18 protein-coding genes are annotated in these 24,534 nt (G+C 43.2%); 5 read left to right on the forward strand and 13 right to left on the reverse strand.

Annotated elements, in window-relative coordinates; all coding sequences use genetic code 11:
• Window positions 1-4: 4 nt before the first annotated feature.
• Together RT269_RS03025 and RT269_RS03030 are read left to right on the forward strand one after the other, a co-directional pair.
• Window positions 5-2,164, forward strand: coding sequence for a heparinase II/III domain-containing protein (locus tag RT269_RS03025; protein WP_313180514.1), 2,160 nt, complete (start codon window positions 5-7; stop codon window positions 2,162-2,164).
• 28 nt (window positions 2,165-2,192) lie between these two features.
• Window positions 2,193-2,804, forward strand: coding sequence for a YesL family protein (locus RT269_RS03030; RefSeq protein WP_313180515.1), 612 nt, complete (start codon window positions 2,193-2,195; stop codon window positions 2,802-2,804).
• 137 nt (window positions 2,805-2,941) lie between these two features.
• Here the strand turns inward: RT269_RS03030 and RT269_RS03035 are convergent, their stop codons facing one another.
• Together RT269_RS03035 and RT269_RS03040 are read right to left on the reverse strand one after the other, a co-directional pair.
• Entirely contained in the window at window positions 2,942-4,075 is a 1,134-nt protein-coding gene (locus tag RT269_RS03035) for a glycoside hydrolase family 88 protein (protein WP_313180516.1), read from the reverse strand.
• A gap of 3 nt (window positions 4,076-4,078) precedes the next feature.
• Window positions 4,079-5,593: a sulfatase family protein gene (locus tag RT269_RS03040; protein WP_313180517.1), complete on the reverse strand. Its 1,515-nt coding sequence runs from the start codon at window positions 5,591-5,593 to the stop codon at window positions 4,079-4,081.
• Window positions 5,594-6,011: 418 nt separating this feature from the next.
• On the opposite strand from RT269_RS03040, the gene RT269_RS03045 reads away from it, so the two are divergent.
• Both RT269_RS03045 and RT269_RS03050 read left to right on the forward strand, forming a co-directional pair.
• On the forward strand, window positions 6,012-7,799 hold the full coding sequence (locus tag RT269_RS03045) for a hypothetical protein (protein WP_313180518.1): 1,788 nt from the start codon (window positions 6,012-6,014) through the stop codon (window positions 7,797-7,799).
• Between the two features lie 57 nt (window positions 7,800-7,856).
• The gene (locus RT269_RS03050; RefSeq protein WP_313180519.1) at window positions 7,857-9,884 is read left to right on the forward strand and encodes a heparinase II/III family protein; all 2,028 of its coding nucleotides are present in this window, start codon (window positions 7,857-7,859) and stop codon (window positions 9,882-9,884) included.
• Window positions 9,885-10,048: 164 nt separating this feature from the next.
• On the opposite strand, the gene RT269_RS03055 is transcribed toward RT269_RS03050, so the two are convergent.
• The 11 genes from RT269_RS03055 to RT269_RS03105 all read right to left on the reverse strand — a co-directional run bounded on the left by RT269_RS03055 (window position 10,049) and on the right by RT269_RS03105 (window position 23,300).
• Window positions 10,049-10,387, reverse strand: a complete 339-nt coding sequence (locus RT269_RS03055; protein ID WP_313180520.1) for a hypothetical protein — start codon at window positions 10,385-10,387, stop codon at window positions 10,049-10,051.
• A 231-nt stretch (window positions 10,388-10,618) separates the two neighbouring features.
• Window positions 10,619-12,367, reverse strand: coding sequence for an ABC transporter ATP-binding protein (locus RT269_RS03060; protein ID WP_313180521.1), 1,749 nt, complete (start codon window positions 12,365-12,367; stop codon window positions 10,619-10,621).
• Window positions 12,360-14,144 carry an ABC transporter ATP-binding protein gene (locus RT269_RS03065; RefSeq protein WP_313180522.1) on the reverse strand — a complete coding sequence of 595 codons (1,785 nt, stop codon included), beginning with the start codon at window positions 14,142-14,144 and terminating at the stop codon, window positions 12,360-12,362. Before RT269_RS03065 ends, RT269_RS03060 begins: the two co-directional genes overlap by 8 nt.
• Before the next feature lie 175 nt (window positions 14,145-14,319).
• Window positions 14,320-15,288, reverse strand: a complete 969-nt coding sequence (locus tag RT269_RS03070; RefSeq protein ID WP_313180523.1) for a helix-turn-helix domain-containing protein — start codon at window positions 15,286-15,288, stop codon at window positions 14,320-14,322.
• Between the two features lie 26 nt (window positions 15,289-15,314).
• On the reverse strand, window positions 15,315-16,697 hold the full coding sequence (locus RT269_RS03075) for an ABC transporter ATP-binding protein (protein ID WP_313180524.1): 1,383 nt from the start codon (window positions 16,695-16,697) through the stop codon (window positions 15,315-15,317).
• Between the two features lie 12 nt (window positions 16,698-16,709).
• A complete protein-coding gene (locus tag RT269_RS03080) occupies window positions 16,710-17,390 on the reverse strand; it encodes an energy-coupling factor transporter transmembrane component T (protein ID WP_313180525.1) in 681 nt (226 codons plus the stop codon).
• Entirely contained in the window at window positions 17,383-17,997 is a 615-nt protein-coding gene (locus RT269_RS03085) for an MptD family putative ECF transporter S component (protein ID WP_313180526.1), read from the reverse strand. Before RT269_RS03085 ends, RT269_RS03080 begins: the two co-directional genes overlap by 8 nt.
• Window positions 17,998-18,214: 217 nt before the next feature.
• Window positions 18,215-19,918, reverse strand: coding sequence for an ABC transporter ATP-binding protein (locus RT269_RS03090; protein WP_313180527.1), 1,704 nt, complete (start codon window positions 19,916-19,918; stop codon window positions 18,215-18,217).
• Window positions 19,911-21,680: an ABC transporter ATP-binding protein gene (locus tag RT269_RS03095; RefSeq protein WP_313180563.1), complete on the reverse strand. Its 1,770-nt coding sequence runs from the start codon at window positions 21,678-21,680 to the stop codon at window positions 19,911-19,913. The genes RT269_RS03090 and RT269_RS03095 overlap by 8 nt, the downstream gene beginning before the upstream one ends.
• Window positions 21,628-22,746: an ATP-binding cassette domain-containing protein gene (locus RT269_RS03100; RefSeq protein ID WP_313180528.1), complete on the reverse strand. Its 1,119-nt coding sequence runs from the start codon at window positions 22,744-22,746 to the stop codon at window positions 21,628-21,630. The genes RT269_RS03095 and RT269_RS03100 overlap by 53 nt, the downstream gene beginning before the upstream one ends.
• Complete coding sequence (locus RT269_RS03105; protein WP_313180529.1) at window positions 22,707-23,300, reverse strand: MptD family putative ECF transporter S component; 594 nt, start codon at window positions 23,298-23,300, stop codon at window positions 22,707-22,709. Before RT269_RS03105 ends, RT269_RS03100 begins: the two co-directional genes overlap by 40 nt.
• A gap of 187 nt (window positions 23,301-23,487) precedes the next feature.
• Between RT269_RS03105 and RT269_RS03110 the strand changes: the two genes are divergently transcribed.
• Window positions 23,488-24,447: a helix-turn-helix transcriptional regulator gene (locus RT269_RS03110; RefSeq protein WP_313180530.1), complete on the forward strand. Its 960-nt coding sequence runs from the start codon at window positions 23,488-23,490 to the stop codon at window positions 24,445-24,447.
• Window positions 24,448-24,534 lie beyond the last annotated feature (87 nt).

Below are 24,534 nucleotides of genomic sequence, written 5' to 3' on the forward strand. Positions count from 1 at the left end.
CATAATGCAGAAAAGTATCATTGAAGCCGGAGACGGCTTTTCCTATAATGAAATCATCACTTATACAGGAGGATTTTTATCTATGATTCCCATACCGGTAAAGGAAGGGGAAGTGACTGATGAAGATTTATTTTCTGCTCTTCAGCTGTCTTATCCCGGACTCTCAAATGTACGTCTTGCGTTAGAAGCAGGAAACACACTTCTTGCAAAAAAAGAACTAGTCAGCTATTTTCAGACCCGGACTAATGTAATCTATTACTACAATTACCGCAGCCTGCCTTTAAAGCCAATTGATACCGACAGCAATCCGCAGTTTTTTCAGGCAGCTCTGGGACTGAAAGGCAGCTTAAAAGAGTTCTGCCTGTATGCCGGAAAAAGAATGATGGAACATGTCTATGTCCGTCCAGGCGGAGATATAGAAGTCGAGCTTGGGCCTGACTACGAAAACCTCCCACATTTTAATGTTAAGGAAGATTTGGGCAAAAAACACCGTACGGTTCTGGATATCTTTTCAAGGGGACAGTTTTTTGAATACCTTGCCATCCTCTACCATGAGACTGGGGATCCGGCAGTGTTGGAAAACTTTGAAGTAACCCTTCAAATGTTCTGGGATCATTATCCTCTCGATCTGGAATTTACCGATCCGGATATCTCCCATTTTTTACATACCGAGGACCGTGATGTTATGAGTACCGGATTTCTGACCCTTTGCTATCTCAGTTTGTTTTATACGAGGATTCCTTATGAGATTTCTACAGAAATGGCTTTTGGAATCTTAAAACGAATCTGGTTCCTGGGTATCCAGTTCCGCAGATTCGACACAGATACATACCGGAAATTCAACCATCACATGTGGGAAAGAGGTCTGGTTCCGTTTATGCTGGCCACCCTGCTTCCTGAGTTTCCGGCACTTGCAGCCATGAAAGACAGGGGTACCGAAGTAGTCCGGCAGCATGTCATAGATGATTTCAATGAGGCCGGCGGTTACAGTGAGCATTCTGTTGCCTACTGGTGCGGTGCCGCTCTGGGCGAGATGATCAGCAACGGCATTTACTTAGGGCAATTAAACCGCACAGAGCTTCTGGATGAAGAAAGCGGACGCCGAATCCAGGCCAGCTATAATATCCTGGCTGAAATCACCCCCCCTGATGACAGTTTTCCGTCTCTCGGAGATAATGGCGGCCCCAAGGTGAAGCAGATCTTATCCAACGGCGCTTACCGTACGGGCAATGACGCCTGCAGACAGCTGCTGGAATACCGCCTGGGGCAAACGGAGGATATCCCGAAAATTCCTCTGGACTACTGTAATGACAAAAGTGGATTTTTCTGTTCCAGGAGCAACCTCTCTGCCGACGCCAACTATGCTTTAATGTCCTCCAAAGTGGACTGCGGAGACTCCGGTCATAATCACATGGATATGCTTTCTCTCTTTATCACTATGAGAGGTCAGGAACTTATCGGTGAGCCTCATTCAAGACATCTTTACCACTCAGTACGGGCTGGAAGCCCCCAACGCGGATACATGTATAATATGACTTCCCACAATACGGTACTGGTATATGGGAACCCGGTTCAGGATGACCGGTTCTATACTTTAAAATGGGGCGTGATGAGGCCGGATTCTCCTGTAGAGCACTTCTCCTCCCGAAAAGAGGGCTGTTTTGTCAGCGCGTACCATGATGCCTATACTTTCTGCCGCCATACCAGAAAGATTCTCGCCTGCCGTGAGAAAGGTTTTCTGATTCATGACTGTATCCGGGGTGGTGACCGCATTCCTGAGCCCCACATACAGCGGTGGAATCTTTTTCCTGACGTATCATACCGGCAGCTTGATGACCGAAGGGTCCTTCTGGAAAAGAATGGTATTCTTACTCTTCTTTTATGGAGCGGAACTCCCAGTCTGCATATTTGGCAGAAAGAGGACTTATACCCTGAAATCGTCAAAGACCGGAATCAGTTGTCCACCATCATAGATGCACACTTTACACCTGTCATAGATGCAGAATCCGGTATCGGCCCGGTGTCACAGAGCCTGCTGATTCTGGATGCAACAGATGGCATTCCTACGATCAGGGATTGTGACAGCCTGTGTGACACTCTGCTTTCCCACGCAGAACATGATAACCTTACCGCGGCTCTTGACTTATTCCTGCGTATAAAATAATTATATTGATAGAAAGGAAGATAACATCATGAATGGTCTGTTTTCGATCAACAGTCCCCTTTGGAGTATATCCAGCAAAGCGCTGAATTTTCTATGGCTGAGTATCTTATGGCTGGTCTGCAGCCTTCCGCTTGTCACCATAGGAGCGTCAACCTCCGCGCTTTATTCCATAACACTGAAATACGTCCGCAATGAAGAAGGATACTTAACCGCCTCCTTCTTCACCGCTTTCCGGCAGAATCTTAAGCAGGGGACTCTCATCTGGCTCATACTCCTGTTGGCTGGTCTGTTTCTGGGTCTTGATTTTGTGGTCTATTACAGGGGGAAACAGACTGAATTCGGACATATGATATTTATGACCCTGTTTTTCAGTTTGGCGCTGGTCTTTGTCCTGATGAATTTATATGTGTACGCGGTTCTGGCCAAATTTCAGAACTCCACCTTCCATATTATAAAGAACGCCTGCATTATGGCCCTCTGCCACTGGCCTTCCAGCCTGGCTATGCTGATGCTTTCTCTGTTCATCCTGGCGGTGGGATTCCTGGCATTTCCGCCTCTCCTAATCTTCGCACCGGCCGGCCTCTGCTATATGCATTCAAAATTTTTAAGCCGGATATTTGATATCTATATCACAGCCTGATCTCATCATCCCATCAGTCGCAGCTATACCTTAAAAGGGTCATTGGTATTTTACTTTTCCAATAACCCCTTTTTGTATTTATTCTGCCAGCAAAGGTGCCGCCGCCCCAATGTCAATTCCCAGGCACGTACCGATTCTCACCATATCAGAAAATCCTTCTCCGCAAGACGCAGAACAGCCTCCGCCATAAAATAATCCGCATAGATCAGATCCGTCTGCTGATCCCCGGTGCTGTGGTAATCTACCTTACAATTCTGAACGATGGAGTCGTTTTCGGGATTCCAGTCACAGCACCGCTCTGACACCGCCTTCACGATTCGCTCCGCATGGGCACGGTACAGCCGTTTCTCCTGCTCTTCAACATGCTCCGCTATCTCCAACAGACCACAGGCCGCGCAAAGACCGGCCGACACATCCCAATATACCGGCTTTTCAGGCTGTCTGAAATCACACAGAGGAATATAATCCGTTAAAGAGATATTGGAGATAAAATAATGAGCCGTTCTTTTTGCCGTATCCAGATATTCAGGATCTTTCGTATAACGGTAGCTGAGCGCGAATCCATATAAGATCCAGGATTGTCCGCGTGACCAGGAAGAGGCGTCCGAGTAACCCTGTCCCCCCATAATCTCTGTAAGTTCTCCGGAATCCGGATTCAGGCATGCAATATGGCCACATGAACCATCGGCTCTGACAAGAGTTCTTTTTACAGTGTCAGCATGAGCCTTTGCAATATAATAAAACCTCGGATCTTTCAGTTCTTCAGATGCCCAGTAAAGAAGCGGAATATTCATCATGGAGTCCACGATGATCCAACCGGTACAATCCTGTCCTTCTTCCACACATTCAGGATTCCAGGCTCTGATAAATTTTCCTGTCGGATTATATCTGGCAGCCAGAATACTGGCAGCCAGAAGCCCGCGTGTTCTGGCCCCCTCCGAACCGGTCAGGCGGTAATCCGCAACTGCGCTGTGAAGCCACATAAATCCGGTGTCATGATGCAACCCCAGAAAACCATGCAGCGCCTTATCCAGCCTCCTTTCTGCCAGTTCTGCACACTTACGGTAGTTATCCTTTCCCGTGGCATGATACATCTGCCATAAAACACCTGGCCAGAAACCATTTGTCCACCAGTAAATATCCGATTCACCATAATCCGTTTTATAGCTCCCTTCCGTCGTCAGGTAAGGAATCTTATCACCCATACGCTCACATTCTGCATGGAATTTGACATCCATTTTTTGAAATAAAAGCTCTAACCACTTTTCCACAGCCTAAAAACCTCCTTTACAAAAACGGTTAAAATTATAATTTTCCAAAAATTCTGCGGGATTCCAGGGCAAAAGAGCCAGATCATCCTGTATCTCCTGAAGATGGGAGTTCAGCAAGCGATTCAGTTCCAGTGCTGCTTCCCAATATCTGCTCTTTTTGTCCTCCTCTTTTTCAAACAACAGATTTTTCGTCTCCTGTCTGTCATTTTTTAAATCGTAAAGTTCCAGATAATACTCATCCTTGAAAACATCCACAATATATTTATAATTTTTCCAGATCACGCACCTCTGGAAATTGCCGCGTGAACCGTTGCCATCGTACTGGATATAGACAGGACGTTCTTTAAAGCTTTCTGTTTCTTCTAAAAGTTCTTTTAAGGAAGTGCCATTCACTTCACCGGTTGGAGTGACTTCGTAAAAATCACAGATAGTAGGGAATAAGTCAATATGACTGATAAACTCTTCCCTCACCGTTCCCTTCTTTCTTCCCCCTGGCAGGTGAATGCTGAAAGGAGTTTTGGCTGATTCTTCATACATGCACATTTTCTGAAACAGACAGTGAGAACCCAGCATCTCACCGTGATCAGAGGTGAATACAATAATAGAATTCTCATATAGGTCCTTTTCCTTCAGCTTCCCGATAATCCGGCCCACACACTGATCCAGCAGAGATACCAGCCCTAGATAGGTCCTCCAAGCCTCTCTCCAGTCTTCCAGCCGGTAAGAACTCCCTATGTACCCCGTAAGATTATATTTTTGTAAAGGGGACTGGTGCTCATACCACCGGTTCACATTGTCAGGAAGTTCCACATCTTCCGTTTTCACCAGAGAATACCATGGGTCCGGAATATCAAACGGCGGGTGGGGAGCCACATACATCATACTCAAAAACAACGGCTTTTCACCGGCAAACCCGTCCAGCGCCTTTACTGCGGTATTTGTAAAGTACCCGTCAAAATAACAGTCATATCCTCCCTCATACCGTCCGGTATGGGGATTGGAATAAGCGCAGACTGTAGTATGCACACCATCAGCCATCTCCGGGATCGGGGTGGTAAAGAGCGGGCCTCCCGGCAGACGTTTCCCCTGCCCCTTCACAAAGGCACGGTAGCTCGCCTCCGTTGTCAGCCACCTCGTCTTCGTATCAGGACGCGCTTCCAGCGGTATTCCTTCTACGAATAAATGCTGTTTTCCACTGTGGATACACTCCATCCCCAGACGTTCCATAACGCTGTAGAGATGATCAGTTCCTTCCTTTACCCTGGAATACGGTTCCTCGGGCGGAAACCACCCATTAATCAGGCTTCCATTTACTCCCGGATAAGTTCCGGTAAACAGCGCGCCTCTGGCCGGTACACAGAGGGGGCTTGCACAGTATGCGTTGGAAAAACGGACACTGTCCTTCATCAGGGCGTCAATATTGGGAGTGTATCCCTTACCCAATACATCAAAACGAAGCTGATCCGCAGCTATTAATATACAATTTGGCATATCTTCCTTTTTGCCATTCTTATTCATGTTTTCTCTTTCTCCTCATATGTTTCTAAAAGCTGATACTATTCATTTGATCTTAGCATAGAACAAAACACAGTAAGTCTGAATAGCCTTCCACCCCAAATTCCCATCTTTTGAAGTTAACATATCATGCATATTCTAAAAGCACAATAATCAAATAATTGTAAAACAACACTTTTTTGCATGGTGTTTTTCCCTCATATTTTCAATCATTTTCATGGATATACCCACTATTTTTATAGTTTTCAGCAGCTTTTTTCATCCTTTCATGCACGCTCCCCAAAAAGATTGTTATCCTGCTAAAAAGTATCATTGAAGAAATCTCATTCTGAAATTACACTGAAATCAAGCATAATGCCAGACACAATACAAGAAACTACCGAGCTTAAAAAACTACCGAGCTTAAAAAGAGGGAGAAACAATGGTGCAAAAAATCAGGATAAACACTTTATGTGAAGGGCTGCTGAAAGACTGGAGTGAAAAGCTTTTAACCCTGCAAATTTCACACTCTGACGAAACCGGGTTGTACGGAGGTATTCTGTGCCCCGCCTGCGCCCGGATTCACGGCAGATGCTTTGAAGCCATCTATCCATTTCTCTATCTGGCCGATACCCATCATGATCTGCGTTTTCTGGACGCCGCAAAGAGGCTGTTTGAATGGGCTGAACAGACCGTCTCACGTCCTGATGGTTCCTACGTTAATGACATGGACTGTGACTGGCAGGGAACCACTGTGTTTAGCGCGCTTCAACTGGCAGAGGCACTGACCTTTCACGGTCATATTCTAGACGGGGATACACGGCAGATATGGATGGCACGGTTAGATAAAGCGGCAAAATTCCTGTATCATTTTGAAGAACTAAACAACAATAACATCAACTACTGCATTACCAATGCACTAACCATGCTCTATTGTGGTGAATTACTTAATATCCCGGAATATAAAGCATATGCCCGGAACAATATTCAAAAGGCATTGGACCACATGCCGGGGGATAGTTTTTTATTTGGTGAAGGATATCCGACGGATGGCCGGACCCCAAGGGGATGCCGTGCCGTTGATATTGGCTACAACGTGGAAGAATCCCTGCCTGCACTGGCCGCCTGTTCCACAATTATCGGGGATACAGAATTAGAAAACAGGGTGACGCAGTCTTTCGAAACCCATCTGCATGCGTTCCTTCCTGACGGAGGCTGGAATAACAGCTTCGGTACAAGGAATTACAAATGGACCTACTGGGGAAGCCGTACTTCAGATGGTTCCGCATTCGGCCTGCTCCTGCTGGCAAACCATAATCCCGCATTCGCTCAGGCGGCATACGCTAATCTCCAGTTACTCCGGCAGTGTACTCACGGCGGCCTGCTTTACGGCGGCCCTCACTATCATGCGGCCGGTGAGCGTGCCTGTGTGCACCACACATTTACTCACGCTAAAGTTCTGGCGGACATTTTAAATCATGAACTTTCTCTACCTGAATCGTCAATGCCTTCTATGGTTTCCGGAAATGAAGGTATCCAGCATTTTGCTGATATTGACAGTTATTTCATCAACTGCCACGGTATGCTTGCTTCTATCACTGCAAACGACTGGGAATATATTTCCGGCGGTCACGCCAGCGGCGGAAATATAACCATGCTGTGGCACCATGCTGCCGGCCCCATTCTGTGCGCCTCGGTGAGCCAGTACCTGACAGAAGAACCGCCAAACATGCAGCTTCCCCGCTTTGCCTTCCACGAGTGTATTTCCCCGGCGCTGAAATATGAGGAAGACGGCATTTGCTTTACGTCCCTATACGATTTTGATTGCGTGATGTCACATCAGGACATACCCGGTGAGTACACAGTACATGTACTGGGCCAGCTTCCAAAGATTAACCATGTGCTGCCTGCAAAGCCGGTAACGCATGAGAGCCGCTATATTTTCCAGAAAGACAGTCTCCGTTTCGAAACCGGGGTAAGCGATTCCCGTGTCTATTACCAATGCCCCCTGATCTCAAAAGCAGGAGAATTCGCAGTACTAACCGGAAACCAGCTTGTCATCAGAAAAGAGCTCGCAGAAATCATCTTAACCGTAGAACATGGCCAGTTGCTTTTGCCCCATGGCCTGGAACGATGTTATAATCTGGTTCCGGGATTACAAGCCATAAAAGCAGTGATTGTCTCCGAAGACATGCAGATTTGTTTTAATCTGAAAGTCAATAAACTTTAACTAAAAACGCAACAGTGAAAGGAGGTTTCTCGGTCCGGCAGGGCCAGAGAAAACAACATGAAACATATTACCGAAGTATTGAAGGACGGAATTACCGTCCATGATGTCCTCGTGAATCTTAAAGAACGGGAAAAGGATTTCCAACAGGGTATGTCCTTTCTGCAGCGCGGAGAAACCATACTCCATCTGTTCCCTGACATTTACAAAGCGCAGGTGGAACAGGGCGAAAACCACTTTAACGGAATGGCTGTTCTTCCGGGTTCCGCTTCCCCGCATTTTATCGGCAATCCGGTAAAATGGCATGAGAACCTTTTTAACGATGCGGAATACACTTACTTTTTAAACCGTATGGACCACTGGCGAAGCATGTTAGAAGCCTATTCTCTGACCGGTGATAACAAATATGCAGGAAAAGTGATGGAAGAATTCTATCACTGGATTGAGAACTGCCCACGCCAGCCATTATATGATGAATCCGGAAACGTGATCGTAGAAAACTTTGGCGGCTGCGGATGCAATCAGGGTATCTGGCGTTCCCTTGAAATCGGCATCCGGATGTACCGGACATGGCCGGACATGATCCACCATCTAATTGATACTAGTTATATTGACGAAAACTTTCTGGAAATCTATCTCACCAGTCTCTATCAACATGCCGAAGTTCTCTATATTATTCCGCCGATTCTCTGGCCTAAGGCGGATCATAACCACTATCTGATGGAAAATAACGGACTGCTTTACTTATCCTGTATGTTTCCGGAGTTTAAAGATTCTGAACTGTGGAAACAGCATGCACTGAATGAGCTGGAACGCAGTATTTTTGCTCAGGTAACTACAGGAGGCGGACAAATCGAGGGGTGTCCGTCTTATCATAATGGCTGCCTTTACTGGTTTGTTCTTCCTATTTTGCTGTCAAAAAAATATCATTTCACCATATCTAATGACTACCGGAAACGCCTGGAACGAATGGTTGAATATTCCGTTCACGCCACCCGCCCCTGCGGGGGAAATTACCCATGGGGAGACAGTAATACCTTTACTGGAACCTTCACCTGGGGAGCTTTCTGCCATTATCTGGCGTTTGGGGACAGCAGTTATATTGCTCAGGCACGGACCTATTACCGTTATGAAGAGCTGGAGAAAGCCGCTTCCAAGTATATCTGGGAAGTGGATGACTTATCTGATTTACACCGCGTCCTTAAAAATACAAAAGAATGCCCTGCGCTTCCTGTCTTGCCTGCGTTTTCTTGGCAGAAAGACTTAAAGCAGGTATTTATACGGACAGACTGGTCTCAAAATGCCCTCTCTCTGATGTTCGCCTGCCGCACACCAATCCAGAACGCACACGCGCACATGGATCCGGCCGGATTCGATTTTACTGCTTATGGACGCCCCCTCCTGACTGATCCTGCCATCTTCTGTTTCCGTGACGACGAAGACCGCAGAAAATTCAAATCCATCCACTGGCACAACTGTCTGACTCTTAATCATCAGGACCCTTGGAAATATATCTCCTCATGGGACTACGGCCCGCAGCAACCAGGCGATATTCTGTCAGTGAGCTCAACCGAGAGATTGATGTATGCTGCAGCAGAGCATCTAAGCTATACTCCGGCCATACACAAACGCGTTGTTGCCCTGGTGGACAAGCGGTTCCTGTTGGTCTTGGATCTTCTCGATAAGGTGGTACCTGATTCCAGTGTTCAGATCAACTTCCATATAGACAGTCCCACTGTCATGGCCGATTCCGAACGCCGTCTTGCCCGTTCCCTGTCCAATGAGGCCAATATCGGTATCTTCTCTGACGGCCAGGCAGTTCCTTCCCTCATTCCTGCCAGAAGGTCCACAAGAGATGATGTCGCTCACGACACCATGATTGCACAATTTGAGGCAGAGCATCTTGCAGGGGGACGTCATGGCTTTGTATCCATTGCATATCCGGTTCCCGCCGGAATCGCCCTCCCGGATGTTACTGACATTTGCAAAGAGTTCCGGACGGATGGTCTCTTCCTTGTATCGTTCCGAATTGACGAACACGACTATCACCTGTCGCTGCATCAAAACGAACTGACGATTCTATTATGAACCTGTGAACAAAAGACAGCCGAAAGCCGATAAGAGGAATATGGCGGTCATTTGTTGCAGCTGGCATGGCATCGAACGAAATAAAGACCGCAAAAGCTATGATAGCCTTTGTGGTCTTATTATAAGCCCGCTCATTACACATATTCTCCCAGGCTGTATTAACATTAATCGATCCGAATCCGAAACACTACCGGATAGCTGCTCTTTACATTTTTCATATGATCGCCTCCGGCCATAAGGCTCATGTCCAGCTTTGTATTTCCCGCGTCATCATTGGTATATCGGATATATTCCACCTGAATCTTTTCATGTGAAGCGTTAAACGCGTCTACCGTATCCTGCGGTCCCTGATCCTCCGGAATTCCTCCCCAGAACTGTAAGTGAACTACCTCATCACCGCCTTGTCCACTGGCGGCCACTCCGTTCGCTGAATCTGCACATCCCGTCTGGCAGGATCCCGCCAGCAGCATTGCAAGAAAACAGCTTATTAATTGTTTTTTCATATCGTTTCCTCCTGTTTTTTGATGGTTGAATCTTACCATTTTATGTTCCCGTTATGAATATTTTAATTGTCTAAAAACTGGTAATATTTTTTGATTTGCTATTTACACCTGTCTTTTCTTTCGTTCTCCACTCCTTATGCTAAAAATATTACCATTGAACTTTTCCATGGATCAAAAAAGAACGGCAGCCATAAGCTATTACACTTACGGCCACCAATGGCTTGTTCTATTTTATTCAATATACCATCCTTCTGCCTTTTCACGTATTTCAACAAATTTCCTATAAATACCGTCTTTTTTTACCAATTCCTTATGGTTACCACTTTCAACAATTTCTCCATGATCAACAACAAGTATCTGATCAGCATTCTCTATGGTTGCCAGACGGTGCGCGATCGTGATGATCGTCTTTCCTTTTGTTAATTCAGAGATCGCCGCCTGAATATAGTGTTCATTTTCAGGGTCAATAGAAGCGGTTGCTTCATCCAAAATGACGATAGGTGCATCTTTCAATATTGCCCTTGCGATAGATATTCTTTGCTTTTCACCGCCTGAAAGCGTTCCGCCGCCCTCTCCAATTACCGTATCATATCCTTCCGGCAAGGCCGTGATAAAATCATGGCAGCAAGCCTTTTTAGCTGCACGTATCATTTCTGCCTCTGTTGCCTCAGGATTTCCAAAACAGATATTATTCCGAATGGTGTCATGGAATAAATAGACATTCTGAAATACCATTGAAATATTGGACAGCAGACTGTCACAGGTAAATTCCTTTACATTAACACCTCCGACTTCAATGCATCCGCTGTTTACATTATAAAATTTCGCTATCAGGTTACAAATCGTCGTTTTTCCGCTTCCAGATGATCCAACAATTGCAGTCGTTGTTTTTTCCGGAATTTTAAAGCTCACATGATTTAATATCAATCTGGAATCATAACCAAAAGATACATCGCGAAACTCTATCCCATAGTGAGTAAGCGGAATCTCCCTGCCGCCCTCATCAATAAATTCTTCCGACTTCAGTGCATCCAGCTGATTCATGGCGTTTTCAATGACACCCAGAACATGGGCGCTATCGCTGATTGGTTCAATAGAAGCAAATACGCTGAACGACAGAAACGATAATAACAACATATTGGAGACTGATATCTGATTCGCCCAGCCAAGATAAAAGCTTGACAAGAGAAGGCCCAGAGAAGCAATTTTCAGCACAAGCAGGTGCAGGCAGTTGGCTGGTACAAACCCCCATTCGATTTTCAAATGAATAATCCTGCTCTCTTTACAAGCTTTTTTCATGGTTGCTATGGATGCACCATCCTGACCAAAGGATTTTACTACAGGCAATCCTCTTGCATATTCAATTGCCGCATTGGTAAGATCACGATCCGTTTGCGCAGAGACAGGAGCATTCCTCATACTATACCTTGAAATTACCACCAAAAATAAAAAGGAACCGGCCACACCTGCGATTATTATGAAAGATACCATTGGATTAATTACAGTAATCCATATGAAAATGCATAAGAAATTCAGATATCCTCCGATAAAATCATCGACCATTCGGATTCCCATATTCTCTAATGTATGCAGACCTGTTGTGATTGAATTTAAGATATCGCCGGTATTCACATTCTGAAAATATCCCAGAGATACCCGCTTTAGCAAATCGCCAATTGCAAGCCTGTCTCTGGAAACCAGCTCATAGCTGATTGCTTCCTGAAATATAGCTCTAAGATAATCAAAGAGAAAACGAAGGAATATAAAAAGTAACATCAGTATAATACTGAGCCCTATCCATTTCGTATCAAATCCAGCCCCTCCTCTCTTCTCCTCGATCACCATGCCGATTGTATATGCAGCTATAATAACTGGCATTGCCGCAAACCATGCGGATAAGAAGGAGAATAAAAACCCTATATACAATTTTCCTTTAAATTCTCCGCACCAGTCAATGATTCGTTTTATGGTTTTAAACATTCTGGCTCACTTCCTTTCCCTGTAATCCAACAGACCATGACTTTGCTCCAATATGAGCCTTCCACATATCCGCATATAAGGGTGAGCTTTTCAGTAATTCATTTTGTTTTCCTTCAGCAGTAATATTGCCATTTTTCAGGACTACGATATTATCTGCATTCTTAATTGTAGAAAGGCGGTGGGCAATCACCAAAAGCGTCTTTCCTTTTGTGAGCGCTGCAATACTGTGCTGGATCTTTTCTTCGTTTTCCGGATCAGTAAAGGCAGTTGCTTCATCCAAAATAACAACCGGTGCATTTTTCAATATCATTCTCGCAATGGCAATGCGCTGCTTTTCTCCGCCTGATAATCTTTTTCCAGCTTCTCCTGCGGAAGTCTGATACCCCTTTTCCAGCTTACGGATGAATTCGTCACACTGGGCTGCTTTTGCAGCGGCATATACCTCCTCATCCGACGCTTTCGGATTACCTAACCGAATATTTTCAAGCAGAGAACAGCGGAACAGAAAGTTATCCTGTGTGACAAAGCTGACCGTATCTGCAAGCTGTTTGAGCGGAATGTCTTTTACATTCACACCGCCGATCTCTATGGCTCCGCCAGTTACATCCCAAAAACGTGCCAGCAATTTGGCAATGGTTGATTTACCTCCGCCAGAAGGTCCTACCAGCGCCGTGAAGCTTCCCTGAGGCAGGCTCATGTTGATTCCATGCAATACCTCATGCTCTTCTTTTCCATCATAGGAGAAGGTAACATTTCGAAAACTGATATCAAATTCACTGAGTTCCACATGAGCTTTTGCTTCTGGTAATGATGGCATGTTAAGAAACTGCTGCAGATTTTCTATAGTAAACTGCATTTCCCTAATGCCTTCACTAAATACCTCCAGCTTAGCCAACGAACCAATCATGGACATGGATAGCATACAGCAAAGTGCTGCTTGTGCAGGAGAAAAACTTCCCCGGCTGTATAATAACAGCCCAGCTGGAAGTGTTCCAAGCAGTGTTGACGGAAGAAGAGCAAATGACAATTTCATGGTGACCCATGTGGAAGAAAGCCATTTTAGGATAAAATCACGGTAATCCGTAATTGCCCCGGCAAATTTCTCATAGGAAGCTCCTTCCCTCCCAAATGCCTTAATGACCTCAATTCCCTCGATATACTCAACGATTGTACTGTTCATATAACTATTGGATTCATTATATTTATCAAAATTCTTTCCGCTGATTTTATAAGTAAGCACCATGCAGACAAATGCAAGAGGCAGGGTTACCAGTGAAGCAAGTGCCACTCTCCAGTCCACCATAAAAAGTCCGGCAAGACTTACCAGCGGCAGTATGGCATGTCCGGCTCCTTCCGGAATCAAATGTGCCAATGGAGGTTCGATGTTCTCAATTTTATCGACCATGATATTTTTTATTTCTCCGATCGAATGGCTTGTGACCTCTCCAAGGGGTGCATGCATAAATGCATCTGAGACACGAAGTCTTAAGTTCTCCAGAATATGATATGCTACCTGGTGGGAAATACCGGTTGAAAGTCCGAAGGCAGCCACCTTTACCACATAAGCTCCCAGGATAATTACACCCCAATGAACCATGGAAGCATTTGTCACTTCATTTCTCGTAAATTGCTCAATCATCCTGTACACACAATAATATGGTACAAGACCTGACACGATGCTGATGACAGACAGCAGCACAGACAGCGAAAGTTTCCCTTTATTTCCAATGGCATAATTCATCAGACAGAAAAACCAGTTTTCTTTTTTCTTTTCCATATATGATATCTCCTTTCTTTCTGCATCGAATTCTGCCTTTTCCCTATGCAAAAGCGGATATTCCTAATCCGCTTTCGCTGCTTGTTCAGCCTTTGAAAGGAAAAAATGGATCGTCAGAATTCTCCGACCATCCATATCATAAAGTGATACAAAGTTTTTTTCTTCTCCATGCCGACTACTTTAATCCATTTGGACCAAATATTTTACGATACTCCAAAGGCGATTTTCCTGTTACCACTTTAAAAGCTGCCGAAAACTTGCCCGGGCTGTCATAACCAACTTTACCGGCAATATCGGTAACACTCAAATTGCTTTTATTTTTCAGCAGAACTGCCGCCTGATTCATCCGGTATATTCTCATATAAGTATTAACAGGGCTTCCATAGACATTTTTGAAGCAATTCTTCATGGGAGTGAGGGGAATATCGAAGCGTTCCGACAATTGTTCCTGTGTATAGTGCTTTTCCAGATTTTCTGTCATCATTTTCTGCATCGCTTTTATTTTTTCTACTTGACTTTTATAAAAATAAGGTTTTTCCTCCAGGTTCTTTGGAAGCTCTAATGCGTCCAGATATAGCAATAATTCAAATATTTTAATTTTATAATAGGGTATGCGAATCTTTTCCGGAACCATATAAAGTTCACTGAAAATGTGCTCTATGGCAGGTGCATTATGAATCACCATAGGCTGCTTTCCCTTGCAGAACTTCTTTTGCAGGCTTAAGAGATTTACAGGAAAATCCTTTATTTCTTCTTTTAAAGTTACCCCCACCTGATCCATATCAAAGGCAATCATCAGTCCATGGTAATGTGCAAGGGGAAATTCAAAATGTCCCTGGTGTGTAATTCTCCGGTCTAATTTTAAATCTCCAGCCTCAAAATAAGAAAAAGCTCCCTTAGCTGCTGTATATTCCAGCCTGCCCTCCCTGCAATGATCAATACAGAACAGATTACGATTCGTGGTATAAGTTGAATCAAAACTTTCCATATGGTAATCATTATAGGAAATGCTTACTCCCGGAAATACCTGATACATTGTCATGATACCTTCTCCGGTATTATTTTTCATCTGAAAAACACTGCATTCTTTTGTTTCTGCCAAAAGAAGCATCTGCTCTTCTTCTTTCGCTTCCTGAAACCTCATTATCCAGCCTCTCCTTGATAAATATTCTATATCTTTAGCATTCTGTCGCAGGTAGACAGCATAAACTCTTTATCATGTGTCACCACAATTACGATTCGCCCAGAGTCTGCAAGTTTCTTTAACCGGGTGGATACAATTTTCATATTTGCATAATCCAGTCCACTGGTTGGTTCGTCAAAAATCAGAACCTTTTTATCAGAAAGGATAGCGGTAACAATCGCCAGGCGCTGCTTCTGTCCTCCCGAAAGAGCCATGGGATGACTATCGGCATAAGACAACAATCCCATTTGCTTTAATTCAGATTGTATCACAGAATCCTCCCGGCTGTCTCCTGACATTTTGCATTCTTCCCATACGCTTTCAGCAAATAACTGATGATTGACATCCTGCATGACTACAAAGCACTGCTTACGCCTCATTTTATCGGACATTGCCTTTCCATTCAGTAATATATTGCCGCTCATTTGTTTCATTAATCCACAAATACAACGAATCAAGGTTGTTTTCCCAATTCCATTGTACCCTGTTATGGCAAGTATTTCACCCGGAACTGCCGAAAAAGAAATGTCCCGAAACAGGGCTGACTTCTTTTTATATCCAACTGAAACCGCTTCAACAGATAATCCAATTCCCTTTCCGGCAGAATGTGCCCCTGGAAGCTCCCCTTCCTCCTCCTTCAAACATCTTAAGCCCATTCTTTTACGCTCCTGCTCCGGCAGGGTCAGAAATTCCTCTCTGGAATAAACCTGGATCAGCTCTCCATTTTTTAAATAGAAAGCTCTGTCCAGCAAATCATATAAAAATGAGAGTCTGTGCTCCGCAATGATAATTGTATGACCATTTTCTTTTAGAATGCGAAGCAGCTTTTTTAATGAATTTATTGCAGAAAAATCCAGATTTGCAGTAGGTTCATCCAATACAAAGACAGATGGATTCACGGCATATACCGAAGCAAACGCCAGTATCTGTTTTTCTCCTCCTGACAGTTCAAATATACTCCTGCCTAAAAGCATTTTAAGATGAAGGTTATGAACGATCTCTTTAAGTCTCGCTTTCATCTCTTCCTGGCTTTTTCCCTGATTCTCCATTCCAAATGCAATTTCACTATCCGTATCCAGTTGAAAAAACTGGCTCTTTGGATTCTGGAATACAGAACCAACCGATTCTGCAATCTTATAAAGCTTTGTCCTCGCCACTTCCACGTCTTGTATCAGTACGGTTCCTTCCAGTTGGCATTGCTCACAAAAATGTGGTATCAGACCATTCACCAGCTTCGTCACTGTTGTTTTCCCGCAGCCTGATTCTCCGCATAAAAGGATACATTCCCCCTGCCTGATCGTTATATTAATATTTTTCAGTATTTTGTCCTGACCACCATAGCCAAAGGATACACCTTGTATGGATACCATAACTTTTGCTCCTTATTTTATTATAAAGGTTCCGACAAGAAACAAACAGCCAGTCACACAGCATATATAGTCAGCGGAGTTTAATTTTAATGTCAGTAAACTTGTCTTTTCTATGGGATTCTCAATCCCTCTTGTTACAGCTGCCGCAGATAGTTCTTCCGCAGTCGCAGTAGCTGACATCATAAGCGGCACCAGCATTGCCTCCAGCTTCTTTGAAAATTTTATCTTTCTTAAACTCATTGCATCTTTGATGTAGTGAGCTTCTTCTTTAATCGCCGGGAAATAACGGATGGTGACTGATAACGAAATGATTAGTTTCTCTGAAATATGTAATTTCCTCATAGCAAGAATAAATCTTCGCAAGGTTATTTCTCTGATCATAAAAGCACCTGTCATCAGGCATGGGAACATCCGGATTGAATAGTTCACCAGAAGGGCAAATATCGTGGATATTATTTCAGGTGCTGCAGGCAGCACAATGTATTGTAAAAGTAACAGGATACCAAATGACAGGATCCATTGAACTGCCAACCGGTAGTTTCCGGATGCCAGCATCATAATACCAATAAATACTATCCAGCCTGTTTCAATCCATAAGCTTTTTTGAAAGAAGGTGATTGCATTTGCCAATAGCAAAAGCAATAAAAAGGTTCGTGGATCCAAAAAGGAACCGCTGCCTGCCCTATTATACATTAGAAACCATTCCTGCCTTTTCAAAATGCTTACGAAACAGCCCCTTGCTGATCCATGCCCCAAGAACCGCTCCCAGAGCCGGTGCGAGGAAAAGCACCAAAAGCATGGCCGGGGTTGAAAAACTTTCCAAGGCTTTTATGTAGCTGTCCGGCATTCCCTGTCCGCTGATCTGTGCCATAAATTTTTCATGCATGATCCAGATTGGAAGTGGTGAACCTGTCATTCCAAGAGAGAATAAGACGAACGCCGCTGTATTTCCCTTTGTGCTGTGATACCTGCTGATGAAACGTGCAGCTTCTCCTAAAACGCAGGCAGCTGCAAATGTGGCTAATATCACAACAGTAAACATACCTGTTATAAAATAAATCAAACCTGTAATGACTCCCATTAATAAGATCGCTCCCATTTTTTGAACCTTGGAACACATCAGCATAAAGGGAACCCCTGTAAACAAAGCGATAAATCCGGGCATAAGAATCCATAGGATGGGATGCAATCCTCCCATCAGCATAAAAATAAAATTGATCACAAAATAGATCGCAGAAAAGATGCCAATGGTAATCAGGTCTTTTCCGTTCAAACTGCCGCCACTTGATTTTTGTGACATAAATGACTCCTCCTTTTGATTAGTCTTAACTAACTTAACCAGCAAATAAAAACGCTCCAGGAGCGTTTCTATCTGTTAGCATATAAAAAGCCTTTTGAAAAATCTAGTCCAATCAGACCATTTTAGTCCAATTGGACGAAAGTAATAATGTAAATCAATTTTGCATACGCATCACTGCATATTTTTATGCTGATTTGTCTTTTTTATCATACAACAGCTATAACATCTGCTCTGCATTCCACATGGCAGCATATTTTCCATTTAAACGAAGCAATTCTTCATGTTTTCCTTCTTCCTTCACTTTCCCGTCGGCAATCACAAGAATCTTATCCGCATTTTTAACAATGGACATGGTATGAGCAATCATAACGACAGTCTTTTTCTTTTTCAGCAGATTTGCAATTGCCTGTTTTACGGCTAATTCATTTTCCACATCCAGATTTGCCGTAGCTTCATCCAGCAAAAGTATTGGAGAGTCTTTTAAAATGGCTCTTGCTATGGAAAGCCTCTGCCGCTCACCTCCTGATAACTGGTTTCCGTTTTCGCCAGCCATTGTTTCATATCCTTTTGGCATTTTTCGTATGAATTCATCACAATTTGCCTCTTGGCATGCCCACTCTATTTCATCATCCCCAGCCTCTGGTCTTGCATACCGGATATTATTCCGGATGGTATCATCAAAAAGAAATACATCCTGATCAACCATGGATATCTGTGAGAGAACCTGTTCCGTTCCCACATTCTGAATGCAATATCCTCCTATCTTGATCGATCCTCCATCCGGCTCATAATACTTTGATATCAGATTCAGAACCGTAGATTTCCCAGAACCGGAATCCCCGACAATAGCAGTCAATTTCTGATCATCTATCCGGATATTCATATCCTTGCAGATAAGTTCTCCTTTTTCATAAGAAAAATCAACATGTTCAAAAAGGATATCATGTTTCTGCGGAGCAAATTCCAGGCTGCTTTGTATTTCTTCCGGAATCTCAACAACCCCATTGATTTTCTGTTTTGCGATCATCAGATTTTTATAGCTTGTCATATCTATAAATATGGTGCCTAATAATTTCGTCAAAAATAAGGGGAGCAGACAAATTATGACAAACGATGGGGTTTCCATGCTTCCACTCATCCAACGGTCTCCGGCAACCAGAATTTCAAGCGGCAGCGTACACCCGATCAGAATACTATAGGCCACTCCAACCGGAATAATTTTTAATTCATAAATAAAACTGATATCACTAAATTTCTTCATAGAGCTGGTAACCGATTTATTTTTTGTCCCTCCGATTCCATAAGCCCGAAAGGTCTGGATTCCGGTAATATACTCTACTATACTGCTGACATTTTCCGCACAGATTGCATTTTTTCTCATCCCATACTCTTTAACGGCATAGAAAGAGGCGGCAATTGCAGGTACGAATAAAAGTTCCGCTGCCAATAAGATCAATGCCGAAGGCACATACAAGGTTGCCACGAAAATGACCAGCATGACCGCCAGTGTGAGATTTTTTATGATATCCCCTATTTTATGTGTTAAAATCTGCTCATAACTATTAACATTTGCAGTTGCTGCATTGATATACTCTCCGGTCTGGGACTTTTGGAATCTGGAAAGCGGGATCCTTCTTAGCTTATCCCCAAGAAACAGCCGTATCTGTTTACTGACTCTGGCACCGCCGATCTGGCCTTTTACATAACCAAAGCTGTAAATAATAAGCCTGAGAAGAAAGATAAGGGCAATCCCTCCTGTGATTTCCATGATTTTTCCCATGGCCATCTGATGGTTCCACAAGGACTGAAATATATAATACATCACCATAAAATTACACCCAGACAGAAGTCCTTCTAACATAACGCAAACTATGGAGAGGAAAAGCTGTTTGTTCCATTTCATTGGATGATTCTCATTCATTTTCAAAACCTCCTTCCATCTGATAAGCCATAGTCCTTGCCTTCTGAAAGCTTTCCCAGGCAGCTCTAAAATAAGAGTTTTCTCTTAAGACCTCTTTCTGACTTCCAATGCAGCTGACAGTATGGTTTTCTACAACTGCAATACGGTCACATATCTTTAATGCACTTAGACGATGGGCAACTATAAGCACCGTTTTCCCCTCACACAGATTATGAATCGCTTTATCAATTTCCAACTGGTTCTCAGGATCTGCCGCGGAAGTGGCCTCATCTAAAATCAGTATGGGAGCATTCTTTAGGATTGCCCTTGCGATTGCAATTCTCTGTTTTTCTCCTCCTGAAAAACGGGTGCCATAGCTTCCGACCTTTGTTTCATATCCCTTTGGAAGACTCATGATAAAGGAATCGATCTGCGCTTTTTTTGCTGCCTTCCTGACTTCCTCAAGCGTTGCCTGTGTCCCCATTCGGATGTTTTCAAAAACACTGTCTCTTGTTAAGAATGTCTTTTGAAATACAATGGACACATTCTCTAACAGCTGTTCATAATTTAACTCCCGTACATCCTTTCCGCCTATGGTTACTCTGCCCTTTCCTACATCATAAAATCTGGCAATCAGCTGAATGACGGTACTTTTACCTGCACCGGATTTCCCGACCAAAGCCACCTTCTCTCCGTGGTGGATTGTAAGATTACAGTTTGTCAGAACCGGTTCGTTCTCATTGGATGGATAAGCAAAGCTTACATTGCTTAAGCAGATTTCATGTTTCTTTGGAAAATCGCCGCCGCCCTCAAAAACAGGGATATCCAGTATTTCTTTTGTTTTCGTCACTGCATGCAGAACCTTTGCAAAGTTTGATCCAAGCTCCTGAAGCGGTCTTAGCTCTGTTAAATACAACGAACCGATAAACAGAAAAAGAAGAAATACATTTAGGGGAAGGGATCTGTGTAAAAAGAAATATCCGCCAATTGGCACCATAAAAAGCAATCCGCATTCCGTAATCACGATATAGGCCGCATAAGGAGGACCCATCTTTTTTGATATCTTATTCCATATCGTGTTTTCTTTCTCAATGGCATTTTTATATTTTTGAAAAGAGTTGCTTCCCATGTGGAACGCTTTTATGACTTTCATTCCGCTTATGTATTCAATAATAACCGAATTTAGATTTACCAGAGACTGATTTGCATCTCCTAACACCTTAGACATACCGGAAAACATCACGCCCATCACTGCCATTGCCAACACCAGCGGAATCAAAGAAACCAGCGCCAGCGGGACATTAACAGAACAAAGATAGATAAATACTGCAACCGGACCGCACATATAATAGATAAATTCCGGGAGATGATGTGCCAGAAATAGTTCCAGCTTTTCAATATCCTCATTTAATACCGTTTTGATGGAACCAGTATTATGTTCACTTAATACTCCTAATGGAACCTTGGCCATGTGGTCTATGATCATGCACCGGACCTTATAAAGGGTGCGGTAGGCTCCCTTGTGTGATAAACCTCCGGAGCATCCAAATAAGACAAAACGGACCGCAATTGCCACCAGAATCAATATGCTGTTATGAAGGAGCACCTCTCTTGTGCAGGTATTTTGATAAATTGCCGTAAGCACCTGGTATACCCCATAATAGGGAATCATGGTACAAAGTCCGCTTATCAATGAGCAAACTACAGACAAATAAAGAAAATATTTATCCTTACCAGCCCATTTTAAGAGCAGACGTATGGAACTGTCTTTTTTCTCCATTATTATCGTTCCTCGTTTCTTTTTTAATATTTCCAAGACCTAACCTGAAAATTCTTGTACACGCCAGTGAAACCAATTCAAAATCATGGGTAACAACAAAAATGATCTTCCCCATACTTGCCAGGTTTTTCATTAATTCCGATACCAGCTCCATGCTTTCTAAGTCAAGACCACTGGTCGGTTCATCAAAAACCAGAACATCCTTTTCATAAAGCCTGCTTACTGCAACTGCAAGGCGCTGCTTTTGTCCGCCTGACAGGGTATTGGGATGTCTTTCTTTTAACTCGTATAAATCCAGTTCCTTTAATACCTGTTCCACCTTCGCAAAATCGGGATCTTTTATACCAAAACAGGTTTCATGCTCCACACTGTCAGCAAACAGCTGATAGTTCACATCCTGCATGACCATATAAGTTCTTTTTAACAGATCCTTTTGGCTCTGGACTACTCCATTCCACAAGGCCGTCCCGCCCAAAGCCTTTTGCAGGCCACATACGGTTCTTAACAGGGTGGATTTTCCCACTCCGTTATGTCCGGTTACTGCAATAATATCTCCTTTATTCGCTTTGAAATGAATATCATTTAACACTTCTTTTTTACCATATCCAATGGAAAAGTCCCTGATTTCAAAAGAAACGTTGTCATTTTTTATTGATTTTTCCTCAATTTCAGGTTCTACATATTGAAGACTTCTCAGCCCAAGCTGCTTTCTCTCATTTACAGATAATTTTAAAAAAGCCTCCTGTGTCCATTGATACTTGATTTCCCCAGTATCCATGTAGTAAACCTTGTCAGCCAGATCCTTTAAGTAATATAAGCGATGCTCTGCGATGATAATGGTCTTTCCCTGGTTTTTCAGGATTTGAATATATTCTCGTAAATCACAAATCGCATCGGTATCAAGATTGGAGGATGGCTCATCCAAAAGGTAAACTTCAGGATTTATGGCATACACGGAAGCAAATGCTATCTTTTGTTTTTCACCGCCCGATAAGGAAAAGATACTGCGATTTAAAAGATTGGTGATTTTTAAATCGTCTGCTTTTTCAATAGTATACTTCCAACCCACGCACTGATTCCTGCCACTACAACCGTTCCAATTATAATGACAGCCAGCATCCAGTTCTTTGCTGCTGCATTCATGGCGTTAATATAGCTGGAAGATGTTCCGCCTTTTAACATGTAATTGCACCATGTATTACGGTCTGCAAAATAGCAGATATAGGTTCCGGCAGCGCCTAAGCTAAGACAGATGTATGCAAGCATATTCAGCAGTTTATTTCTGTATTTTCCACTTCCTGCTATGAAATCTCCCATGATTCCTCCAACGATATAGCCTAAATCCATTGCCCAGTGCATCCCGGTTGCAAACCATATCAATCCACACAGGATACCGGCAATAGCAATCGCTCCGCGCTTTGGAACTTTTGCAATCAAGAGCATCATGACAGGTCCTCCAAATAAAGCGGATCCCAGCGGCATATAAAAGGTAAGAACCGGATTAGGCGCAAAGGCTATCCCACCCACTAACATGGTTACAAATAAAAGTGCGGTAAATATACCGATCGTTACCAGGTCCTTTATGCTTAGCTCTTTTTTGTTTGTTCTCGTCTGATTACTCACAATTTTCCTCCTTTTTTTATTTCTTGACGTTACAAAAAATTATGTTATGATATATGTTAGTTATCGCTAACCTCAGTAAATAAAATTACCACATAGACGTTTCATTTACAATGGTTATCAGTTAGTTTCGTCTAATCGTGGTAATCATTCGTCCAATCAAGGTATTTTATAGGGAACGGAGAATTTAATGAAAGAGAAGATAGATTTTTTTTATGAAAATGTATTGGTAGACAGAGGTTTTGCACCTATTGAACCAAACGGAAGATTTAATTCCTGCGGACAGACCTATGAGCTTTCCAAAGACTTAGGGGAAGGATTTTACTGGATTTATTCAGAAACGGATTTATATGATATCAAGATACATGATTTTTCTTTTTACGAAGATTATTTATTCGAATGCCAACTGCCGGAATGCATGAGCGTGTCCTATTATCAATCAATTGCCGGCCATGAGCTGAATCCGTATCGGAGGATCAATGCGAATTGCATTAAGACCATTATTGGCGGAAAAAGTCCTTATAAAGCTGTCATGCATAAAAAGATACCCATTAAGGCAGTGGGAATCGAAATACTTCCGGCTTATTACCTCCACTATTTGAAAGAAAAATACCCGGATGATTATTTAAACCCCTATGATGCCTTTTGCTCCATCGATGAAACCCTGCACTTCCCAGAAATGCTGTTACTTCTTAATCAGGTAGCCGAATACCGGGGCACCGGGATCAGTGCAAAGCTTTTTTATGAAGCAAAGGTAAATGAGGCTGTTTCTCTGGTAGTGGAACATTTTCATAAGCAAGGCAAAAAGCAGCCCCATATTTCGGATAACGATATGGAACAGATTTATAATGTTTCAGCTTATATTAAGGATCACGCGGTTTTTCCTTTAACATTGGAGCAGTTATCCAAAATAGCATGTATGGGACAGACTAAATTAAAAAAGAGCTTCAAGCTGATTCATGGCTGCACCATTACGGAATTTATCCAGCAGGCACGGATTGAACATGCTGAATTTTTATTATCACATACGGATTTGAGTATCGCGCAGATTGCTCAGACCATTGGATATTCCAACGCCAGCAGATTTGCAGAGCTTTTCAAAAGAAATGTTGGGATTCTCCCCGGAGAATACCGGAGAGTTATGAACTAAAAGAACGTTTCGGCCATGAAATACAAAGGATCAGGCACATAAGTACCGATACCGTTGTGACGAGATGGGGGCTGTCGCAAAATGATT

The organism is Lacrimispora sp. (assembly GCF_032078915.1).
Classification (GTDB): Bacteria; Bacillota; Clostridia; order Lachnospirales; family Lachnospiraceae; genus Lacrimispora.